The sequence below is a fragment of the Lacticaseibacillus sp. 30 genome, assembly GCF_053819265.1.
On the sequence record NZ_JBSOQX010000001.1, the window covers coordinates 11,927 to 31,270 of the forward strand.

Below are 19,344 nucleotides of genomic sequence, written 5' to 3' on the forward strand. Positions count from 1 at the left end.
CACGAGCGACTTTAAGGAGGAGACCATGACGACTACCATTATTTTTGATCTTGATGGCACCTTGGTGAACACCGAGGCACTTTATCTCAAAAGCAATGTCAAAGCTGCCGCTCAACTGGGATTGCATCGCACTGAGGCTGATTTTCGGCCGTTAGTGGGTGCAGCCGGCCCCAGCGAGGCCAAAGTGATTGCCGACATGATTGGCGCCGAACATGCTGCTTGGTTTCAAAAGTTTTCGACGGCGGATGTTCTTGATCAAATTCAAGGCGGTGCAGATTTTGTTTTGCCAAATGTACAGCCAACTTTAGCGGCATTGACAACGGCAGGTTATCCATTGGCGCTGGCGACGAGTAGTCCGCAGCATTATGTGGATGTTGTCTTGGCAGCAACCGGCTGGCAGCGGCAGTTTCACCCGATTTTGACTGGCAGCGATGTACAGGCGCATAAGCCTGATCCTGAGATGTACGAAGCAATGAAAGTCAAGCTGGGAAATGTGCCAGCTGTTGTCGTTGAAGATACCCATGTTGGTGTTGAAGCGGCTGTTGGGGCTGGCCTGCCAGTGGTCATGATTCCTGGTATTGCGCAAAAACCCGATTCAAAAGCGACCGCGATTCTGTCATCAATCAGCGAATTACCAGCTTGGTTGAAAAATCAGCCTGCGTTTGCGTAATTTTCTAATGACACCGATAACTGATCGGTGAAGTGAGAAAATGCCAACAGGGGGAATTTTCATGGCAGATGCAGCAGAATTGCCACGTGAACGGTTATTAGCGCATGGTCCGCAGGCTTTGACGGATGCTGAGCTTTTGCAGCTGGTGGTGCGAGCAGGGAATCAACATTATCCGGTTAAGCAGATCGTGAGTGAAGTTTTGGCGACTTATCCGAAACTTCAGGGCTTGGCAGAAGGGGATCAAGGGTTGCTTGAGCATATTCGGGGACTGGGCGCTGCCAAACGAGCTAGTATTTTAGCTGGGGTGGAGTTGGGGCGGCGGGCTATGCAACGGCAGACGGTTCGCTACGGGCAAATCAAAAATAGCGAACAGTTAGGCAAAACGATGATTTCTCGGTTTGCTGGTGTGAATCAGGAATCCATGTTGATTTTATTTTTAGATGTTAAGAATCAGATTATTACTGAACAGATTGCTGCAATTGGTACAGTAGATTCAGCTATGGCAGATCCGCGTATTGTTTTTAGAGAAGCGTTAAAGTTGAGCGCCACAAACCTGATTATGGTACACAATCATCCGAGTGGTGATCCCTCGCCAAGTCAGGCGGATCGGGACACCACGACTCGGTTTCAGTTGGCCGCCGCGTTGCTTGGCATGCATTTGATTGACCATCTCATTGTTGGTGGGGAACGCTATTATTCATTCGCGCGCGATGATCCGGAGTTCAATTAGGCAGGGGAACAAAGTTGTAAGCTTTTCTCAAATTGCCCATCTGGCATGAAAATCGGGTAGTTTCACATTTTGTCACAGAAATAAATATGCTATAATGCATGGAGTTATACGAAATGAGTCAGCATAAGGGGAGAACGTCTTGTTTGGATTTGGATCAAAAAATATCGGGATCGATCTTGGCACTGCAAATACCTTGGTTTACGTTGACGGTAAAGGCATCGTTTTAAACGAACCTTCCGTTGTCGCGAAGAATACCCAAACGGAAGAAGTCATTGCGGTTGGTGAAGAAGCTCGCGACATGATCGGTCGTACCCCGACCAATATCGTGGCGATCCGCCCAATGAAAGATGGGGTCATCGCTGACTACGATACAACGGCAGCCATGTTGAAATACTTCATGCAAAAGGCGCTCGGCAACGGTAGCCATCCGCAGGTCATGATTTGTGTGCCTAGCGGTGTGACCGAAGTTGAAAAACGCGCCGTGATTGATGCGGCTAAAGTTGCTGGTGCACGCGATGCATTCGTCATTGAGGAACCTTATGCTGCTGCGATCGGTGCTGGCTTGCCAGTTATGGATCCTACCGGCAGCATGGTTGTTGATATTGGCGGCGGCACGACTGACGTGGCGACCATCTCACTTGGCGGTATCGTGTCCAGTCGTTCTATTCGAGTGGCCGGTGACAAGTTTGATGAAGCGATCATCAATCACTTACGGCAGAATTTCAACCTGTTAATCGGTGAGCGAACAGCTGAAGCCATGAAGATTCAGATTGGCTCTGCATCTGTTGAAAAGGCAAAAGATATTGACGGCATGACGGTTCGCGGTCGTGATTTGTTGAGTGGTTTACCGAAGACAATCGAAATTTCAGCGACTGACATTGCCAGTGCCATTCATGAAAATGTTCTTGATATCATTACAGCAATTAAAGAGACGCTTGAAGAAACTTCTCCAGAAATTGCTGCCGATGTCATTGATCATGGGATTGTTTTAACAGGTGGCGGTGCCTTATTGAAGCACTTGCCGGATGTCATTTCGGATGAAACCAAGGTACCGGTCTTCATTGCCCAAGATCCATTGGATTGTGTTGCCATCGGTACTGGCGAGTCATTGAAGAATATTGATGTCCTAAAGAAGCGTTAACAGCCCATAAATGAAGATGGTTCGTGTGTGGCAAGAGGCTGGGATGATTTGATCCTGGCCTTTTTTCGCGAGTATGACGGAGGAACCAATGCAGAAATTCTTTTCCAATAAAAAATTGATCGCCCTCATGATCGCGTTGCTGGTCAGTCTTGGTTTGATCGCAGGGTCGATGTATGCGAGTAATAATCGTAACACCCCGCCATTTATTCAACGGATTGCCAACGATGTCGTGGGCATTGGCGGTCGCTTGGTTGCCATTCCTGGGGATTTTGCTCGGAATGGCTTGGATGACATCAACAATCTTTTGGATACCTTTCAGGAGAATCAACGGCTAAAAAGTCAGCTGGATAATTTAGCTCAGACGAAGGTTCAGGTGCAGACACTTAAGCGGGAAAACAAGCAGCTGAAAACTCAGTTGAAGTTAAACGGCACCTTGACCGATTATTCTCAAATTAGTGCCGCGGTGATTTTACGGACACCAAGTGACTGGCGCAACATGGTTGTGATTAATCAAGGCAGCGCTGCTGGTGTCAAGAAAGGTATGCCGGTTATGGCCGGTTCGGGACTGATTGGTCGAGTTGTTGAAGTCAATCGGACGAACGCCAAGGTTGAGATGTTGTCGACGGCTAACAAGTCTAGTGATCGCATCGCTGCCGCTGTTGAAACTAAAGGCGATAAAGAAGTGAACGGGATCATTACTGGTTACGACGAGAAGTCCGGCGATCTCATTTTGGGTGAGCTGAATACTGATACTGATATTAAAAAAGGCGACGATGTTGTCACCAGCGGGTTAGGCGGTATGACCCCGAAAGGCTTACTCATCGGGAAAGTTGCCAGCGTCAAAAAAGATGACTATGGTTTGGCCAACAGTGTTTACCTAACGCCTGCCGCCAGTCTGAATGATGTTACTGTGGTGACTGTCATTTCGCGCACGATTGCAGGTGACTAAGATGCTGAATGAAAAACACTTTACTGGTCATTGGTGGATTGTTCTCCTGTTGTTGCTGCTGATGTTGATTGATGGTAGTCTGGCATCGGTATTAGCCCAATGGATCATGCGCCCGAATTTTATGGGCACGCCGCAGCTGACATTACTTGGACTCATTATGATCACGTTATTTGTCCCTGAGGAAAAGTATATTACTTGGATTGCTGCGATCATTGGACTCTTGTTTGATACGTTTTATACTGGCATTTTAGGGGTCAATGCACTGCTGTTTCCATTAGTCATTTATACCATTCGACAGATTCGACCGTATATTCCGCGAACACCGGTGTTTGTCGGTATGGTTTATATTATTGGGTTATTACTGTATGGCATTGCGAACTACATCATGAATCGATTCATCGGTTTCGGTACTGGAAATGTCGTGATGCTTATTGCAAACCACCTCGGCCCTGGTCTGACAGTCAACTTGGCGTTGTTTGTCATTGTATATGGGCCGTTGCACCGTTTGTTAGACAATTTAGCTGAAGAATAGTTGGGGTGATGATGTGGACAGTGTCGTCTTAAAAGGTCGTAACGATGGTCTGGCGCTGCAGCTTCAAGATACAGCAGATTTTGAGCAGATCATGCGCACACTGAAAACATTACTAGGCAAACTTTACGAAGAAACGCCAACTGGTGATGTCAGTTACCGACTTGAAACCGGAAACCGTTTGCTGACCGAGGAGCAGTTAGCCGATATTCAAAAGATTTTTGCTGATTTTCCGCGTTTTTCAATTAATGGGGTTGTCAGTGCGGTGATCGACAAAACGGTTGTTAACGAAATGATTGCAGCCAAAACAACCCATCGCATCGGCGGCGTTATTCGTTCTGGTCAAACCATCGATTTGATGGGCGACGTGCTTTTTCTCGGCGACCTTCATTCTGGTGCTACCTTGTGTGCTTCTGGTAATATCTTTGTGATGGGTCAGGTTGGCGGCGTGGTTCAAGCCGGCAGTCAAGGAGATGCTCGTGCCGTTGTTGTCGGTGATTTGAAAGGTGCGGGGCAGATTCGAATTGCTGATGTCGTGGAGATTGTGGCAGATCATTACGATCCTGACCGACCAGTGGCTTATTTGAATGAGTTACATACGATGACACATGCGGGATTAGCGGATCTGGCCAGCATTCGACCGCGATTATTCAAGCAAATGGAGGCAATGTAGATGGGTACTGCGTTAGTTGTCACATCAGGAAAAGGCGGCGTCGGCAAAACGACATCGTCTGCTAATATCGGGACAGCTTTGGCCCTGCAAGGAAAAAGGGTCGTTTTGTTGGACCTTGATATTGGTTTGCGAAATCTGGACGTCGTGATGGGTTTGTCAAACCGAATCATCTATGACATTGTCGATGTGGCAACCGGTCGCGCTAAACTACATCAGGCTTTGATCAAGGACAAACGGTTTGATGACTTGTTGTACTTACTGCCGGCTGCGCAAAACGCGGAAAAAGATGCTTTGGAGCCAGAACAGGTTGTTGAAATCGTTGAACAATTACGGCCTGATTTTGACTTTATCATTCTTGATTCACCAGCCGGTATTGAACAAGGGTTTAGAAATGCAACTGGAGCTGCTGATGGTGCGATTGTGGTGACGACACCAGAAATTTCTGCTGTCAGTGATGCAGATCGTGTTGTTGGTTTGCTTGAACAACGTGAAATGCCAATAAAACCGCGCTTGGTCATTAATCGCATTCGCCAAAACATGTTAGCCGATGGGCGCTCCATGGATATTGATGAAATTACGAGTCATCTGGGACTCGATCTGCTCGGGATTATCGTGGACGATGATGGTGTGATCGCAAGCTCGAATAAGGGTGAGGCGATTGTGATGAATCCAGACGATCTTGCCAGCAAGGGTTATCGTAACATTGCTCGCCGGCTGTTAGGCGACAGCGTTCCATTGATGGATATTCGGATAAAAAAGCAGGGCTTTTGGTCAAAACTGTTCCATCGTCACGACTGAAATACGTGCTGGCGTGACAGCAAATCGGTGAAACGTTTCAGAAACTAGTTGACATTGATTAAGATTCGGTGTAATTTAGTGACAATTCATTAAAGCGTTGAGTGGAATCGATGAATGGTCGTGTCTTGAAGCGAGTCCGGGATGATGGGAACCGGATAGACATCCATTGGTCACACATCCACGAGTGGATGATTGAACGAAGTAGGTCGTCTCGGTTGGGCTCGTTATCGCCGTGGTTGAGATAACTACATGAGGTTAGCTGTGTGAGCAGTTAACAAATCTGAGGTGGAACCGCGGTAAAAGCCGTCCTCTTACAGCAATTTGCTGTAGGAGGACGGCTTTTTGTTTACCGGACATCTTTCTTGGACATGATTTTTCAACCACGTGAGGCTGATTGTGTGAACAATCAGCAAACTGAGGTGGTACCACGCAAAAGCGTCCTCTTGCAGCAGCATGCAAGGGGGCGCTTTTTTGACGAGTTGGCGCGAACAGTCCCAGCTATGCGAACGCCATCAGTCACACTGACACAGCGCTGAAACGAATATCATTAGGCTTGAATACGAAAAGGGCGTGAACTGGTGTGATTAGAAACCCGAGCGTAAGCGACCAAGGTCCTTATCAGCAGCGGTTTTGCACCAGTGAACGCATTTAGAGGAGGAAACACCATGAGCTATATTTTTCAGATTTTACCGGCATTATTATCTGGTGTGAAAATGACGTTGGGTATTTTTGCTATCACACTGATTGGGTCCATTCCGTTAGGCTTGATTCTATCGGTTGGGTTGATTCCAAAGCCAAAATCGATACTGGGTAAAGCAGGGAAAGGGCTGCTTGAAGGTTATGTGTGGGTTTTCCGCGGCACGCCATTACTGCTGCAGTTAATGTTTATCTTTTACGGACTCCCGATTATTGGATTGGTATTTGATCGATTCTCCGCCGCACTGGTCGCCTTCATTTTAAATTATGCCGCCTATTTTGCCGAAATTTTCCGTGGCGGCTTCGGGGCAATTGATGAAGGCCAATTCGAAGCCAGCACCGTCTTGAACATGACGCGTTGGCAGGCGCTGCGGTACGTTGTGATTCCTCAAGTGGTCAAAATTGTTTTACCGTCAATTGGTAATGAAGTCATCAACTTGGTGAAGGATTCCAGCCTGGTGTACGTCATTGGCTTGGGCGACTTGCTGCGAGCAGGTAATATCGCCAGTGCTCGTGATGTTACCTTGGTGCCACTGGTACTTGTGGGGATCATTTATCTGTTGTTGACACTGATCCTGACATTTTTACAAAAACGGATCGAAAGTGCATTTTCATATTATCGCTAGGAGGGGCAACCTATGTTAGAACTCAAACAAATTAATAAATCATTTAATGGCCAGCCAGTCCTGGTGGATATCAATGTGACGATTGAAGATGGCAAAACGTTAGCCATTGTTGGACCAAGCGGTGCTGGGAAGACAACATTGTTGCGAATCATTAGTGGACTAGAAACTGCAGATTCCGGGACGATGATCTGGAACGGTCAGCCAACGACAGCGCAAGCATTACGCAAAGAAGGCGTCATTGGCGTTGTATTCCAAAATTTCGAACTTTTTCCGAACTTATCCGTTATGCGCAACATCACGCTTGCACCAACCTTGCAAGGCGTTGATCAGAAGAAAGCTGATGAAACTGCCAAGAAGTTGCTAGATCGGCTTGAATTAGTCGCTCAGGAAAATGCCTATCCGTATTCATTGTCAGGCGGTCAAAAGCAGCGGGTAGCTATTGCTCGGGCGTTGGCACTGAATCCGCAGATCTTGCTTTACGATGAACCCACCAGTGCGCTTGATCCGCTTTTGCGGGAAAATGTGGCTGCCTTGGTTAACCAATTCAAAGCTTCTGGCATGACGCAGGTTGTCGTCACGCATGACATGGACTTTGCCGAAAGCGTGGCTGACACGACTTATCACGTTGGCAAAGGCGGTGACGGTCAATGAAACGCCGAATCGTACTGGCACTCATGTTACTCGTCACATTGCTAGGCACCGTCATTAGCGGATGTGCGCGCGAAACCGTCGGCAATTCCTGGCCACGGATCGAACGAACCAAAAAAGTCGTCATCGGTTTGGATGACACCTTTGTTCCAATGGGATTCCGTCAAAAGAACGGTCAACTGGCTGGCTATGACATTGATCTGGCAAAAGCGGTATTCAAACGCTATGGGATTAATGTCGATTTTCAAACGATTGATTGGTCAATGAAGGAAACTGAACTGAAAAATCAAACAATTGATTTGATCTGGAATGGTTATTCGGTGACACCGGAACGAAAAGAGAAGGTGGCTTTCTCTGATAATTATTTGATTAATCACCAAATTTTAGTCACCAAGACCAAAAGTAATATCAAAACGATCAAAGATATGGCTGGGAAAACCTTGGGTGTCCAAACTGGGTCAAGTGGCGCCTTTGATCTCGATGCCCAGCCAAAATTGCTGAAGAATTTCATTGCAAACAAAACACCAATTCTGTATGACACCTTTAACGATGCTTTCATTGATCTCGATGCAGGACGCATTCAAGGAATTTTAATGGATGAAGTCTACGCTCGCTATTACATTGCCCACAAACCGGACCCGTCCAGCTATCGCATTGCCAGCGACGACTTTCCACCTGAAAACTTTGCGGTTGGCATGCGCAAGTCAGACAATGTCTTACGCAGCAAGATTAATGCCGGTTTGAAAGCACTTAAAGCTGACGGCACCGTAGCAAAGTTGCAGAAAAAATGGTTTGGCAAAGTCGAGGAGTAATCAGCGTATTTGCGAAGAAAAAATGAGGTTGTGCCGCTGGCAATTGTCAGGGCATGACCTTTTTTCGTCAAGAGGCACCTAAAAAGGGAACTTCGGGACCACTTGGGTGAGTATGGAAATGTATTTTTTAAAGGCATAGCTGGGCTAATTAGGTTATGATACTTAAGTAACCTTCGCCAATGAAACCACTTGTAGGCTCAAAATTTGCTGGCAGTTACGGGGAGGAAATGTTATGTGGATCTGGTTGGTCCTTGGGTTTCTTTACATCATCAACGCACTGACAGCGATCATCACGGTCTTTCGTTCGCATCGTGATATTTCTGCAGTTTGGGCATGGCTATTGGTGCTTTTACTGTTGCCGGTGGTCGGCTTCTTGATCTATTTTGTTTTTGGCCGCAAGTTACGGGCTAATCGCATGCAGGATCTGATGACGCAGCGTTTGCTGGGCATCGACGATTTAGTTGATCAGCAGCAGCAAGCCTTGGCAGCTGGCCAACCGTTGATTGGAACGCCTGGCAGTGGCGGTGTTTCCGAACTGGTCCGCACCTTATTGCGTGCTGATGACGCGCTAGTAACCACCCACAATGATGTGCAAGTCTTAGCATTGCGTGAAGCCTTTTTTAAGCAATTGTTCGAAGATATTGCTGTGGCAACGGAACATATTCACATCGAAGCTTATACTATTCGGCCTGATGCAATTGGCCACCAGTTGCGCGATTTGTTAATTGAAAAAGCCCACGCCGGTGTCACCGTACGCGTGCTTTACGATACATTTGGCTCCCACGACCTACCAAACAATTTTTGGAAAAAATTAACGGCAGCTGGCGGTCAGGTTGAGCGGTTTGTCGCTACGAAACTGGGGCGTTGGAATCCGCGAATCAACTTTCGTAATCATCGTAAGCTGATCATTATTGACGGACAGCTTGCCTATCTGGGCGGTTTTAACCTCGGCAAGGAACACCACGGATTGCCAATGTTGCGCGATACTCAGTTACGAATTCAGGGCAAGGCGGTCGCCGTGGCCCAGGCGCGCTTTTTGATGGACTGGAACGGAACGAGCAAGCAACAAAAAGTAAAAAATGTTGATGTCCTGTTTAGAGAGCCGGTTGTCACTGGGAACACGACGATGCAAATTGTCTCTGGCGGACCAGAGCAGCAGGTTGAAGCAATCAAACTAGGCTATCTTGGCCTCATTAATCAGGCAAAAAGAAGTATTTGGATCGAATCGCCATATTTCGTCCCAGATGACAGTTTGCTGGATGCGCTAACCATTGCGGCGAATGCCGGCGTGGATGTTCGAGTGATGATTCCCAAAAAAGCCAATCAGATCTTGATGGCCAAGGCTTCGCTATTTTATCTTAATCAGGTTGTGGCAAATGGTGGACAAGCATTTTTATATGAAGAAGGTTTTTTACATGCTAAAACGATTGTGGTTGACGGCAAATACGTTTCAACTGGCACTGCCAACTTCGATATCCGTTCGTTTAAACTGAACTTTGAAATTGCGGCGTTTATTTACGACCATCGGATTGGGAAGACTTTCCAAAAGCTGTTCTTAGCGGACATGGAACGGGCAATGCCTTACACGCAAAAAGTGATCAAAGCAAAAACGCGGCCTAAGCAACTCAGTGAAGAACTCTCCCGCTTACTAGCACCAATTCTGTAATCGCCGCGCCATGAAGCTGAGTTGAAAAAGAGCAGATAAAAAGCCGCTAACACGGCGGCTTTAAGTATAAGGTGAGATCGGTTTAGATCAATTGTAAACTTGCTAGGGCACCCAGAACAACGCCTAAAACGGTAATGATGATCATGACCCAGGCGCTGATGATGGTCATCTTCTGGAACTTGCTTTTTTTCTTTTTCTGCACCGAAAACACCACCTTTGTTGTTCTGCTGGCTATCATTGTACTGGTTTTTGCCGGTATCGGCAAGATAATCGCTGCTTTTTGTGGTCTTTTCTAGCGACTAGGTCGGCGAGGCAGTATTAGTTGTGGTCAAGTACTGCGGCAATATCGGGGGCTTCATTCTTTAAAAGCCTAATAGACGAGCTAACAGGGTGTTATTCAATTTTTTGTTAAATTTTTTCAAAAAAGCAGGCAACTTTACCACGCAATTATTTTGCAAAGCTTGACGCTCCACGGAGCTTTGGTTAGGGTTAATTGAGAGATGTATCAATACGCGGCACCGAAGACGGTTGCTGCTTTTGGAGGGAATCATCATGGTGTTGCTTGCGATGGGTTTGCCCATTCTGGTATGGCTGGTCGTCGTTGCGGCTGTCGTTCAATTCGATTTTCATGGCGGTTCGTGGTTTTGTTTACTCGCAATCGTTAATTTTTGGGCTATTTTTAAACTAACCTTTACCAAGACACCAAATTTTATTTGGGTCATTTTGTTTACCACGATGGTGATTGCCTTGATTTTGGTCATTTGGCAGGTGGTACGTGAATATGACCTAATCGTTCGTCGATATTGGCGCATGTTGACCCGTGTTTTAGCCTTAGCCACCACATGTTGGTGGATGGCGGGTGTTTTAATCTTTTTTCTGGGTTAATTCCCCACTTTTCTCCCACAACTCATTATCGCCCGTGACCCTTGTGATCACGGGCTTTTTTGTGCTCTTCAAAATGATTAACTTATTAAATAACCCAATTTTCATTCATAAGTGGTTACATGTGGAGAAGAGTGGGTCATTGTGGTAGACTGAAAAAAGTAGGGAGGTGTCAACCATGCTCATGGGTGAATTTGAACGCAGTATTGATGCAAAAGGGCGTTTAATTATTCCAGCTAAGTTTCGCGATCAGCTGGGCGCCTCTTTTGTGCTCACCCGTGGGATGGATGGCTGCCTTTTCGGTTATCCGATTGCTGAATGGGACAAACTCCAGACCAAACTTGCAACTTTACCATTGGCAAAAAAAGATGCTCGAACCTTTACCCGATTTCTTTTTTCTGCCGCAACGGAATGTGATATCGACAAGCAGGGACGAATCAACATCCCAAAACCGTTGTTCAAACATGCTGGTTTGCAAAAAGATTGCGTACTAGTCGGCGTGAACACGCGTATCGAAGTTTGGGATGCCGAACGGTGGGAACAGTTTGCTGAAACCGCTGAAGAAAACTTTGATGATATTTCTGAAAATCTAACGGACTTTGGGTTATAGCGATGACAGAATTTAAACATGAAACAGTTCTATTAAAAGAAGCGACGGCGGCATTGGCGGTTAAACCTGCTGGTACTTACGTTGATGCAACGTTAGGCCGCGGCGGCCATACTCGACAGATTCTCAATCAGCTGACAACTGGTCGATTAATTGCGTTTGATCAAGATGAGGCGGCGATTGCAACGGTCACAGCCGATTTTGGAACATTGCCAAAACAACTCACTTTGGTACATAGAAATTTTCGAGATTTGACCGATGCATTAACGACGCTGGGAATAACTGAAGTTGATGGCATTTTATACGATCTCGGCGTTTCGTCACCACAATTTGATGATTCAAAGCGCGGCTTTTCCTATCGCTTTGACGCGCCACTCGATATGCGCATGGACCAGCGTCAAACGCTCGATGCAAAAACAATTGTCAATGAATGGCCTTATGCCGATTTGGTTCGCATCTTTTCCCGATATGGCGAGGAACATTTTTCTAAACAAATCGCTCGGCGCATTGAGCAAGCACGAACAGTCCAGCCGATTACAACGACCTTCCAATTGGTTGAGTTGATTAAAGCAGGCATTCCAGCAAAGGCTCGGCGAACAGGCGGTCATCCAGCTAAAAAAGTTTTTCAGGCAATTCGGATCGCGGTTAATGATGAGCTATCAGCGCTTGAGTCGTCCTTAGAACAAGCGTTGAAGTTGATCAACGTCGGGGGACGCATCAGCGTTATCACGTTCCAATCTTTAGAAGATCGACTCGTCAAAACGATGTTTAAAGAAGTTTCTTCGGTTCAGGATGTGCCGCGTGGCTTGCCGGTCATTCCGGCCTCTGCACAACCGAATTATCGCCTAGTAAATCGAAAACCGATTTTACCAAGTGAAGAGGAGCTTGCGGTGAATCACCGCGCTCATAGTGCCAAATTGAGAGTCATTGAAAAAATTCACGATTAGGGGGTACAATCTATGCTTGAGAGTACAGCAAGACCATTAGTGCAGCAGCCGGAAACACCGCCAATACATAAACCTGTCACCACACCTGCGCCCAACACACATATTGCATTTAGCGGGTTTGAAAGGACATTGATGTTTGCATGTGGTGTTTTAGCGACCGTGGTTTGTGTAGTCTGTTTGTTTATGCAAAATCGGTTGAGCAATACACAGCGTCAGTATGAAGATTTGCAGACGCAGATCGCCAAACAGTCCCAGACGACTGCGAATCTCAAGCAGGAGATTGGTGAACTTTCAAATTCAGAACGCCTTGATGCCTTTGCCAAAGCACACGGTTTTAAGGTTATCAACGGCAACATAAAGCGTGTTGATAATAAATGAAAATTTTCAAATCAAAACGATCAACGAATGCACATCCTGCCCGAAACCGTAAAATTTTCGGCATCTGGATGATCGGGGTCACACTCCTGATCCTTGGTGGGTTCGTTCTTCGTTTTTCTTTTGTGGCGACTGTTGGCGAGGTTGATTCTAACAATCTGGCGAAGCAGCGACAAAAACAATATCAAACTGATACTGTCTTGCAGGCTAAGCGCGGCGCCATTCTTGATAAAACTGGCAATGTGATCGCAGAAGATTCCAATACTTATACCATTTTTGCGATTTTGGACAAGCAAAGCAAAGACAGCAACAATAAACCTGATTATGTGGTTGATAAAGCAAAAACGGCGAAGATTCTTAGCCGTTATTTGGCGATGTCAGAAGCAAAAATTTTGGCGCGACTAACGCCAGGTAAAAATATGTATCAGGTTGAATTTGGCACACCTGGCACCAAATTGAGTTTGGCGATCAAGAAACAAATTGATGCTGAAAAACTGCCGGGCATCCATTTTCGTGAAACACCGTCGCGACTGTATCCAAATGGCGTCTTTGCGAGTCACGTGATTGGTCTGGCTCAGGCACAAGGCAAAAGTACCAGCTTGACAGGCGTCATGGGGCTTGAAAAGCAATTCAATACGGTTTTAGCCGGTACGAATGGTTATCGTCGCAGCCAGACTGATGCATATGGCTATAAGCTGCCTAACGCAAAGACGAATCTGAAAACGCCTGTTAATGGCGGTACCGTCTACACAACGCTCGATAGTGGTTTGCAGGCCTATTTAGAGACGCTGATGACCGACGTGCAAAATAAATATGAACCAAAAGGCATGACGGCAGTGTTGATGAGTGCTAAAACTGGACAGATTTTGGCAGCGACTCAACGACCAACGTTTGATGCTTCAACGGGTGAAGGCTTAGGCGACATGTGGCGTGACTCGCTTGTTGAAGACAATTATGAACCAGGCTCGGTCATGAAAATTGTGACGCTGGCGGCTGCGATTCAAAGTGGCAAGTATCACCCAAATGATTATTATCAATCCGGATCTATCAAATTGGATGGTGGTACTGTTAATGACTGGCGAACCGGCGGCTGGGGATCCATTCCTTTAAGCAAAGCCTTCCCTCTGTCGAGTAACGTGGGGATGGTTAAGATTGAACAGGCAATGGGGGCTGGCATCTGGAAGCAGTATTTGGATAAATTCCGTTTCGGCCAGAAAACTGGCATCACCTTGCCGGGTGAAACTAGCGGGCACATTAGTTTTGAACGGCCCCTCGACCAAGCAATCACCTCATTTGGTCAAGGCATTGAGGTCAATGTGATGCAGATGCTGCAGGCGATCAGTGCCGTTTCCAATGGCGGCAAAATGTTGAAACCGCAGATCGTTTCTAAAGTCATCTCTCAGAACGGCAAAACCAAAGTTTATAAACCGGAAGTCGTTGGGCAACCCATTTCAAAGGAAACTGCGGCCCAAGTCATTGATGCAATGCGGCATGTTGTTAACGATGAAGACGGCACCGGTGTCGCATACAAGATGCCCGGTGTTGATCTGGCTGTGAAAACCGGGACGGGGCAAATTGCCAGTCCACAAGGTGGCTATCTGACAGGTGATTCAAACTATACCTTCAGTGTTGCCGGGGTTGCGCCGGCTTCTGATCCACAGTACGTCCTTTATCTGGCCATGAAACAACCGCAAAAAATGACGGAACCAGCCGAATCCATTTTGGCTAGCATTTTTAAACCGATGATGCAGCGGGCACTGGATACAACTGCTAATGGTGCGGTTACTGATGATACCAACACGGCCACCATTCCAGCGGTCACTAACGCGGCATTGACAACGGCTCAAGATAGCTTGAAGCAAGCCAATTTCGACGTGGCAACTGTGGGTACAGGTAATAAAGTTGTGCAACAATTACCAACAAGCGGTACCAAGGCACTGCACGGTTCCCGAGTTTTGCTTTTGACGAACGGGGCCATGACCATGCCTGACTTAACTGGTTGGTCAAAATCTGATGTGTTAAAATTTGTACAACTGACCGGTAAGAAATTCAAACTTGTCGGTGATGGTTTTGTAACCCAGCAAAGTATCGCTGCAGGCACATTGTTAGGCGATACTAGCGGGACCATTAAATTTAAACAACAATAGAATTGGGGATAGTCATGCAACTTGCTCAGATGCTCATCCCGATGGTTTCGGCATTTGCAATTACCATTATGTTCATGCCATTGTTCATCGGCTACATGCGTTACAAAAAAGAAGGTCAGGTGATTCGCGAAGAGGGTCCAAGCTGGCACGAGAAGAAGTCAGGAACACCGACTATGGGTGGTTTGATTTTTATTGCTGCTATCATTGTGTCGGCCATTTGGGTCGGTATTTGGCAGCATCAACTGACGCTCAGTGTCTGGGTCTCCTTGTTTATTTTGATGCTCTATGGACTGCTTGGCTTCTATGACGATTTTGAGAAACTGGTTCATCATCGCAATGAAGGACTTAAGGCATGGCAAAAGCTAGCCGGTCAGATTCTGGGTGCGATTATTTTCCTAATCGCTTATTTCCATGAAGGCTTTGATCACACACTATGGGTGCCAATTATTGGCAATGTCAGTGCCACTTGGTTCTACGTTCTTTTTGTCATTGTTTGGTTGGTAGGCTTCAGTAATGCTGTTAATTTGACGGACGGCTTGGATGGCTTGGTTGCCGGTCAAACAACAATTTCATTTGGCACTTACGCGATTATCGCGGCACATGACGGTCGGACTGATGTTTTGATCGTTTGTTTGGTGACGATCGGTGCCATGCTTGGTTTCTTGATGTTCAATCACAAACCTGCTCAGATTTTTATGGGTGATCTTGGATCATTAGCGCTGGGTGGCATGTTGGCAGTGGTTGCTATCTTGCTGCACCGCGAATGGTCATTGTTGTTGATTGGGATTATTTATGTCACCGAAACAGCCAGCGTGATTTTGCAGGTGGGTTCTTTTAAGTTAACCGGCAAAAGAATCTTTCTCATGTCACCTATTCATCATCATTTTGAAATGAAGGGCTGGTCTGAGTGGCAAATTGATCTGACGTTCTGGTTGGTCGGGCTAATTGGCAGTGGCATCTATTTAGCATTTTTTCTTTAAAATTAAGGCATAAGCAAAGAAGGATAAATCGTGAAGAATATTTCGGATTATCGCAATAAAAAAGTGCTTGTTTTGGGATTAGCGAAAAGTGGCGTGAATGCGGCACGCCTATTACATAAGTTGGGCGCTTTAGTGACAGTCAATGACAAACAACAATTTGACGACAACAAAGACGCTCAGGAACTGCTTGCAGACGGTATGCGGGTCATTACCGGCAGGCATCCGGTTGAGCTCTTAGACGAGCATTTCGAGTTGATGGTCAAAAATCCTGGCATTCCATACAGTAATCCGATGGTTAAGCGGGCTGAGGCGTTACATATGCCAATTATCACTGAACCCGAGTTGGCTTATCAGGTTTCGGAAGCTCAATGGATCGGGATTACTGGGACAAACGGTAAAACGACCACAACCACGCTGATTGGCTTGATGTTGAATCAGCAGCGGCCACATCATGCGTTTGATGCGGGCAATATTGGCATTCCCGTTAGTCAAGTCGCTCAAAAAGTCGGCAAAGACGATACGATTGTGGCTGAGTTGTCGAGTTTTCAACTGTGCGGCATCAAAACGTTGCATCCACATATTGCCGTTCTAACGAATATTTATGAAGCTCATCTGGATTGGCATGGCAACCGGGCAAATTATGTTGCGGCCAAAATGCGAATTACCATGAATCAAACACCAGACGACTATTTCATCATGAACTGGGATTTGCCAGAAATGCATGAGTTGGCGAAACAGAGCAAGGCACAAATCGTCCCGTTCTCAAGAAAGAACGCGGAAGGCGCTCGAGCTCAGTTAATCGATGGTTGGCTGACGTTTGATGGCGATCGGATTATGAAGGCCAGCGAGATGCAGATCCCCGGCTTACATAATATCGAAAATGCGTTAGCTGCCATCGCTGCCGTGAAACTCGAAGGGGTCGGCGACGATGCTATTCGCGAAGTGCTGCGAACATTCTCCGGGGTTAAACATCGGATCCAATATCTAGAAACCATTGATGGCCGCCGGGTCTACAACGATTCAAAAGCGACTAATGTTGAGGCAGCCACCGTTGCCTTGAATGCATTCGACCAACCGATTGTCTGGCTGGCAGGTGGTTTGGATCGCGGATTGCCAATGGATGCACTGACACCACTGGTTAAGAAACACGTTAAAAGCATGGTTGTTTTTGGTCAAACAGCACCCTTGATGGCCAAGATTGCTAAAGATGCCGGGGTACCAGTTCAAACGACTGAGAATGTGATGACTGCGGTGCCACTTGCCTATGAAGTCAGTCGCCCTGGTGATGTCATCTTACTTTCGCCAGCGGCCGCAAGTTGGGACCAATATCCTAATTTTGAAGTTCGCGGCGATGATTTCATTAAAGCTGTCAATCAATTAAAAGCAACAGTCGAAAGTGGGGATAAGTAAATGCGGCTGGTGATCTCTGGAGGCGGCACTGGTGGCCACATTTATCCGGCACTGGCGTTGATTGAAGCCTTAAAAGCGGAAGGAAAACTTGACGATGTGCTTTACGTTGGCACGAAAAGGGGCTTGGAAAGTCGGATTGTACCAGCGACCGGACTTAAGTTTGCGACGCTCGATTTGCAAGGCTTCAAGCGAAGTCTATCGTTAAGTAATTTCACAACAGTCCGGAAATTTCTTGGTAGCTTGGGTGAAGCAAAAAAATTGCTACAGGATTTTCAACCTGATATTGTGGTTGGTACCGGTGGCTATGTTTCCGGTGCCATCTTATTTGCCGCGACACGATTGCATATTCCAACTGTGATTCATGAATCCAATTCGGTGGCTGGGGTGACGAACAAGTTTCTGAGTCATTTCGTTGATCGCGTGGCCATCGTTTTTCCTGAAGTTGCTAAGGCTTTTCCAGCCAATAAAGTGGTGGTGACAGGGAATCCGCGGGCCCAACAAGTTGCTGGTTTGAAGCCAAACGATCGGCTCCGTGATTTCGGCCTTGATCCGCATATTCGTACTTTGTTAGCCTTTGGTGGTTCTCGTGGGGCGCCACGGATTAATGATGCGGTTGTGGCGGCCTTGTCAATTTGGGCGAAAGCAGATTTTCAAGTGCTGTTTGCCACTGGCCGGACGCATTACGATCAAATTAAGGCTAAATTGCCTGATTTGCCAGCGACAATCAAAGTGGTCCCGTACATTGATGATATGCCATCCATTTTACCCGATATCGGGTTATTGATCAGTCGGGCAGGGGCGACGACTTTGGCAGAAATCACGGCGCTTGGGATTCCGGCAGTTCTGATTCCCAGTCCCAATGTGACTCATCATCATCAATTTTTAAATGCCCAAAGTCTAACGAAACAAGGGGCAGCGATCACAATTACAGAAGATGAATTAGACAATCATTTTCCACGTCGGGTTGTGACCTTGATGGAAGATGACGAAAAACGTGCCGCAATGGCTAAGGCATCAAAAAAATTAGGTGTCCCAGATGCAAGTGATCAATTGATCGCAGTGATGACAACGCTACTTTCGAAACGTAGGTGATAACTTTGGCTTGGCCCCGAAAAAAGAAACCGCAACCTGACCCGCTGACACCGTGGCAGCAATACCAGGCGCGCCAGCAGCAGACGCCGCGACATGATCGGCGCCAGAAGCCAAAATTGAATGTCGATCTGCCGAAAGTACAGAACTTACGGCGGCGTAAGCTGGTTAGAAACCTCACGTTGATTTTGCTCCCCCTGCTGATATTGCTGGGGGTTTTTGGCTATTTTGCTAGTCCGCTATCCAAGGTTGGGCTTGTGAGTGTGCAAGGTGTGCGGACCGTGCCTGATCAGCAGGTGATTAATGCCACAAAATTGTCGGATGATGATTTGATGTTAAGCGTTATATTGCATAAAAAAGCGATCGCTCAACGTGTTCAAGATTCTTTACCAGAAATTAAACAAGCGAGTCTGACGTTTACCGGCTTGAATCATATTGTTATCAAAACCAGCGAGTATGAGACGATCGGTTACGTCTATCAGAAGCGTACTTATCACAAGATTTTGATAACCGGCAAAGTGCTGAAGAACGGGACGCAGACGCCAGTTGACACTTACCCTGTTTTTTCAGGCTTCACAGCGAAGGAATTGCCGCAGATGATTTCCTTGCTGCAGCAGTTTCCGAAGGCCATTCAGCGAGACATTTCCGAAATTGATGCTAGTCGTGGTGACGCAAATCCTTACCAGATCTCGATGAACATGAACGACGGTTATCGCGTGATTGCCGATTCGCGAACAATTGCTAACAAAATCAAGTATTATCCGGCAATTGTTTCACAGGTTAAGAAAAAAGGTGTTATCGATTTAGAAGTTGGGGCATTTTGGCGGGCATACTCAAGTGCGGAAAAGTCGTCAAACGACTGATTTTGTAAGGTTTGTTTTCTCAAGGCAAATCGAGTGTGTTACACTGATAATGGCACCATTCAATTATGAAATTAACCTATTAAACGTTACACAAGGAGGTTCCCGA

The 19,344-nt window shown here is 46.6% G+C and carries 21 protein-coding genes; 20 read left to right on the forward strand and 1 reads right to left on the reverse strand.

Features of this window, described 5'->3' with window-relative positions; genetic code table 11:
• The first annotated feature begins 25 nt into the window (after positions 1–25).
• The 11 genes from ACWPAB_RS00045 (at position 26) to cls (ending at position 9,938) form a co-directional block, all read left to right on the forward strand.
• Positions 26–670: an HAD family hydrolase gene (locus tag ACWPAB_RS00045; RefSeq protein ID WP_003570102.1), complete on the forward strand. Its 645-nt coding sequence runs from the start codon at positions 26–28 to the stop codon at positions 668–670.
• A gap of 61 nt (positions 671–731) precedes the next feature.
• Positions 732–1,400 carry a RadC family protein gene (gene radC, locus ACWPAB_RS00050; RefSeq protein WP_003565124.1) on the forward strand — a complete coding sequence of 223 codons (669 nt, stop codon included), beginning with the start codon at positions 732–734 and terminating at the stop codon, positions 1,398–1,400.
• A gap of 139 nt (positions 1,401–1,539) precedes the next feature.
• A complete protein-coding gene (locus tag ACWPAB_RS00055; protein ID WP_003565127.1) occupies positions 1,540–2,541 on the forward strand; it encodes a rod shape-determining protein in 1,002 nt (333 codons plus the stop codon).
• A gap of 88 nt (positions 2,542–2,629) precedes the next feature.
• A complete protein-coding gene (gene mreC, locus ACWPAB_RS00060; RefSeq protein ID WP_003565129.1) occupies positions 2,630–3,490 on the forward strand; it encodes a rod shape-determining protein MreC in 861 nt (286 codons plus the stop codon).
• Between the two features lies 1 nt (position 3,491).
• On the forward strand, positions 3,492–4,022 hold the full coding sequence (gene mreD, locus ACWPAB_RS00065) for a rod shape-determining protein MreD (protein ID WP_003570105.1): 531 nt from the start codon (positions 3,492–3,494) through the stop codon (positions 4,020–4,022).
• Between the two features lie 13 nt (positions 4,023–4,035).
• Positions 4,036–4,692 (forward strand): septum site-determining protein MinC, encoded by a 657-nt coding sequence (locus ACWPAB_RS00070; RefSeq protein WP_003565132.1) that lies wholly within the window; start codon positions 4,036–4,038, stop codon positions 4,690–4,692.
• Positions 4,693–5,490, forward strand: coding sequence for a septum site-determining protein MinD (gene minD / locus ACWPAB_RS00075; RefSeq protein WP_003565134.1), 798 nt, complete (start codon positions 4,693–4,695; stop codon positions 5,488–5,490).
• A 665-nt stretch (positions 5,491–6,155) separates the two neighbouring features.
• Positions 6,156–6,812: an amino acid ABC transporter permease gene (locus ACWPAB_RS00080; RefSeq protein WP_003565136.1), complete on the forward strand. Its 657-nt coding sequence runs from the start codon at positions 6,156–6,158 to the stop codon at positions 6,810–6,812.
• A 12-nt stretch (positions 6,813–6,824) separates the two neighbouring features.
• On the forward strand, positions 6,825–7,463 hold the full coding sequence (locus tag ACWPAB_RS00085) for an amino acid ABC transporter ATP-binding protein (RefSeq protein ID WP_003565139.1): 639 nt from the start codon (positions 6,825–6,827) through the stop codon (positions 7,461–7,463).
• Positions 7,460–8,272: an amino acid ABC transporter substrate-binding protein gene (locus tag ACWPAB_RS00090; protein ID WP_003565141.1), complete on the forward strand. Its 813-nt coding sequence runs from the start codon at positions 7,460–7,462 to the stop codon at positions 8,270–8,272. Before ACWPAB_RS00085 ends, ACWPAB_RS00090 begins: the two co-directional genes overlap by 4 nt.
• A gap of 232 nt (positions 8,273–8,504) precedes the next feature.
• Complete coding sequence (gene cls / locus ACWPAB_RS00095) at positions 8,505–9,938, forward strand: cardiolipin synthase (protein ID WP_003584308.1); 1,434 nt, start codon at positions 8,505–8,507, stop codon at positions 9,936–9,938.
• Positions 9,939–10,020: 82 nt separating this feature from the next.
• Here the strand turns inward: cls and ACWPAB_RS00100 are convergent, their stop codons facing one another.
• Entirely contained in the window at positions 10,021–10,140 is a 120-nt protein-coding gene (locus tag ACWPAB_RS00100; protein WP_003565145.1) for a DUF4044 domain-containing protein, read from the reverse strand.
• A 350-nt stretch (positions 10,141–10,490) separates the two neighbouring features.
• Between ACWPAB_RS00100 and ACWPAB_RS00105 the strand changes: the two genes are divergently transcribed.
• The 9 genes from ACWPAB_RS00105 (at position 10,491) to ACWPAB_RS00145 (ending at position 19,238) form a co-directional block, all read left to right on the forward strand.
• Complete coding sequence (locus ACWPAB_RS00105; RefSeq protein WP_003565147.1) at positions 10,491–10,823, forward strand: hypothetical protein; 333 nt, start codon at positions 10,491–10,493, stop codon at positions 10,821–10,823.
• Positions 10,824–10,998: 175 nt separating this feature from the next.
• Positions 10,999–11,430 carry a division/cell wall cluster transcriptional repressor MraZ gene (gene mraZ, locus ACWPAB_RS00110; protein WP_003565149.1) on the forward strand — a complete coding sequence of 144 codons (432 nt, stop codon included), beginning with the start codon at positions 10,999–11,001 and terminating at the stop codon, positions 11,428–11,430.
• Positions 11,431–11,432: 2 nt separating this feature from the next.
• Positions 11,433–12,374 (forward strand): 16S rRNA (cytosine(1402)-N(4))-methyltransferase RsmH, encoded by a 942-nt coding sequence (gene rsmH / locus ACWPAB_RS00115; RefSeq protein ID WP_003570115.1) that lies wholly within the window; start codon positions 11,433–11,435, stop codon positions 12,372–12,374.
• 12 nt (positions 12,375–12,386) lie between these two features.
• Positions 12,387–12,752, forward strand: a complete 366-nt coding sequence (gene ftsL / locus ACWPAB_RS00120; protein WP_003565154.1) for a cell division protein FtsL — start codon at positions 12,387–12,389, stop codon at positions 12,750–12,752.
• Positions 12,749–14,896 carry a penicillin-binding transpeptidase domain-containing protein gene (locus ACWPAB_RS00125; protein ID WP_003565156.1) on the forward strand — a complete coding sequence of 716 codons (2,148 nt, stop codon included), beginning with the start codon at positions 12,749–12,751 and terminating at the stop codon, positions 14,894–14,896. The genes ftsL and ACWPAB_RS00125 overlap by 4 nt, the downstream gene beginning before the upstream one ends.
• Before the next feature lie 14 nt (positions 14,897–14,910).
• Positions 14,911–15,876, forward strand: coding sequence for a phospho-N-acetylmuramoyl-pentapeptide-transferase (gene mraY / locus ACWPAB_RS00130; protein WP_016367283.1), 966 nt, complete (start codon positions 14,911–14,913; stop codon positions 15,874–15,876).
• Positions 15,877–15,906: 30 nt separating this feature from the next.
• Positions 15,907–17,286: a UDP-N-acetylmuramoyl-L-alanine--D-glutamate ligase gene (gene murD / locus ACWPAB_RS00135; protein WP_003565159.1), complete on the forward strand. Its 1,380-nt coding sequence runs from the start codon at positions 15,907–15,909 to the stop codon at positions 17,284–17,286.
• Positions 17,287–18,378 carry an undecaprenyldiphospho-muramoylpentapeptide beta-N-acetylglucosaminyltransferase gene (gene murG / locus ACWPAB_RS00140; RefSeq protein WP_052916007.1) on the forward strand — a complete coding sequence of 364 codons (1,092 nt, stop codon included), beginning with the start codon at positions 17,287–17,289 and terminating at the stop codon, positions 18,376–18,378.
• Between the two features lie 5 nt (positions 18,379–18,383).
• A complete protein-coding gene (locus tag ACWPAB_RS00145) occupies positions 18,384–19,238 on the forward strand; it encodes a cell division protein FtsQ/DivIB (RefSeq protein ID WP_003584316.1) in 855 nt (284 codons plus the stop codon).
• Positions 19,239–19,344 lie beyond the last annotated feature (106 nt).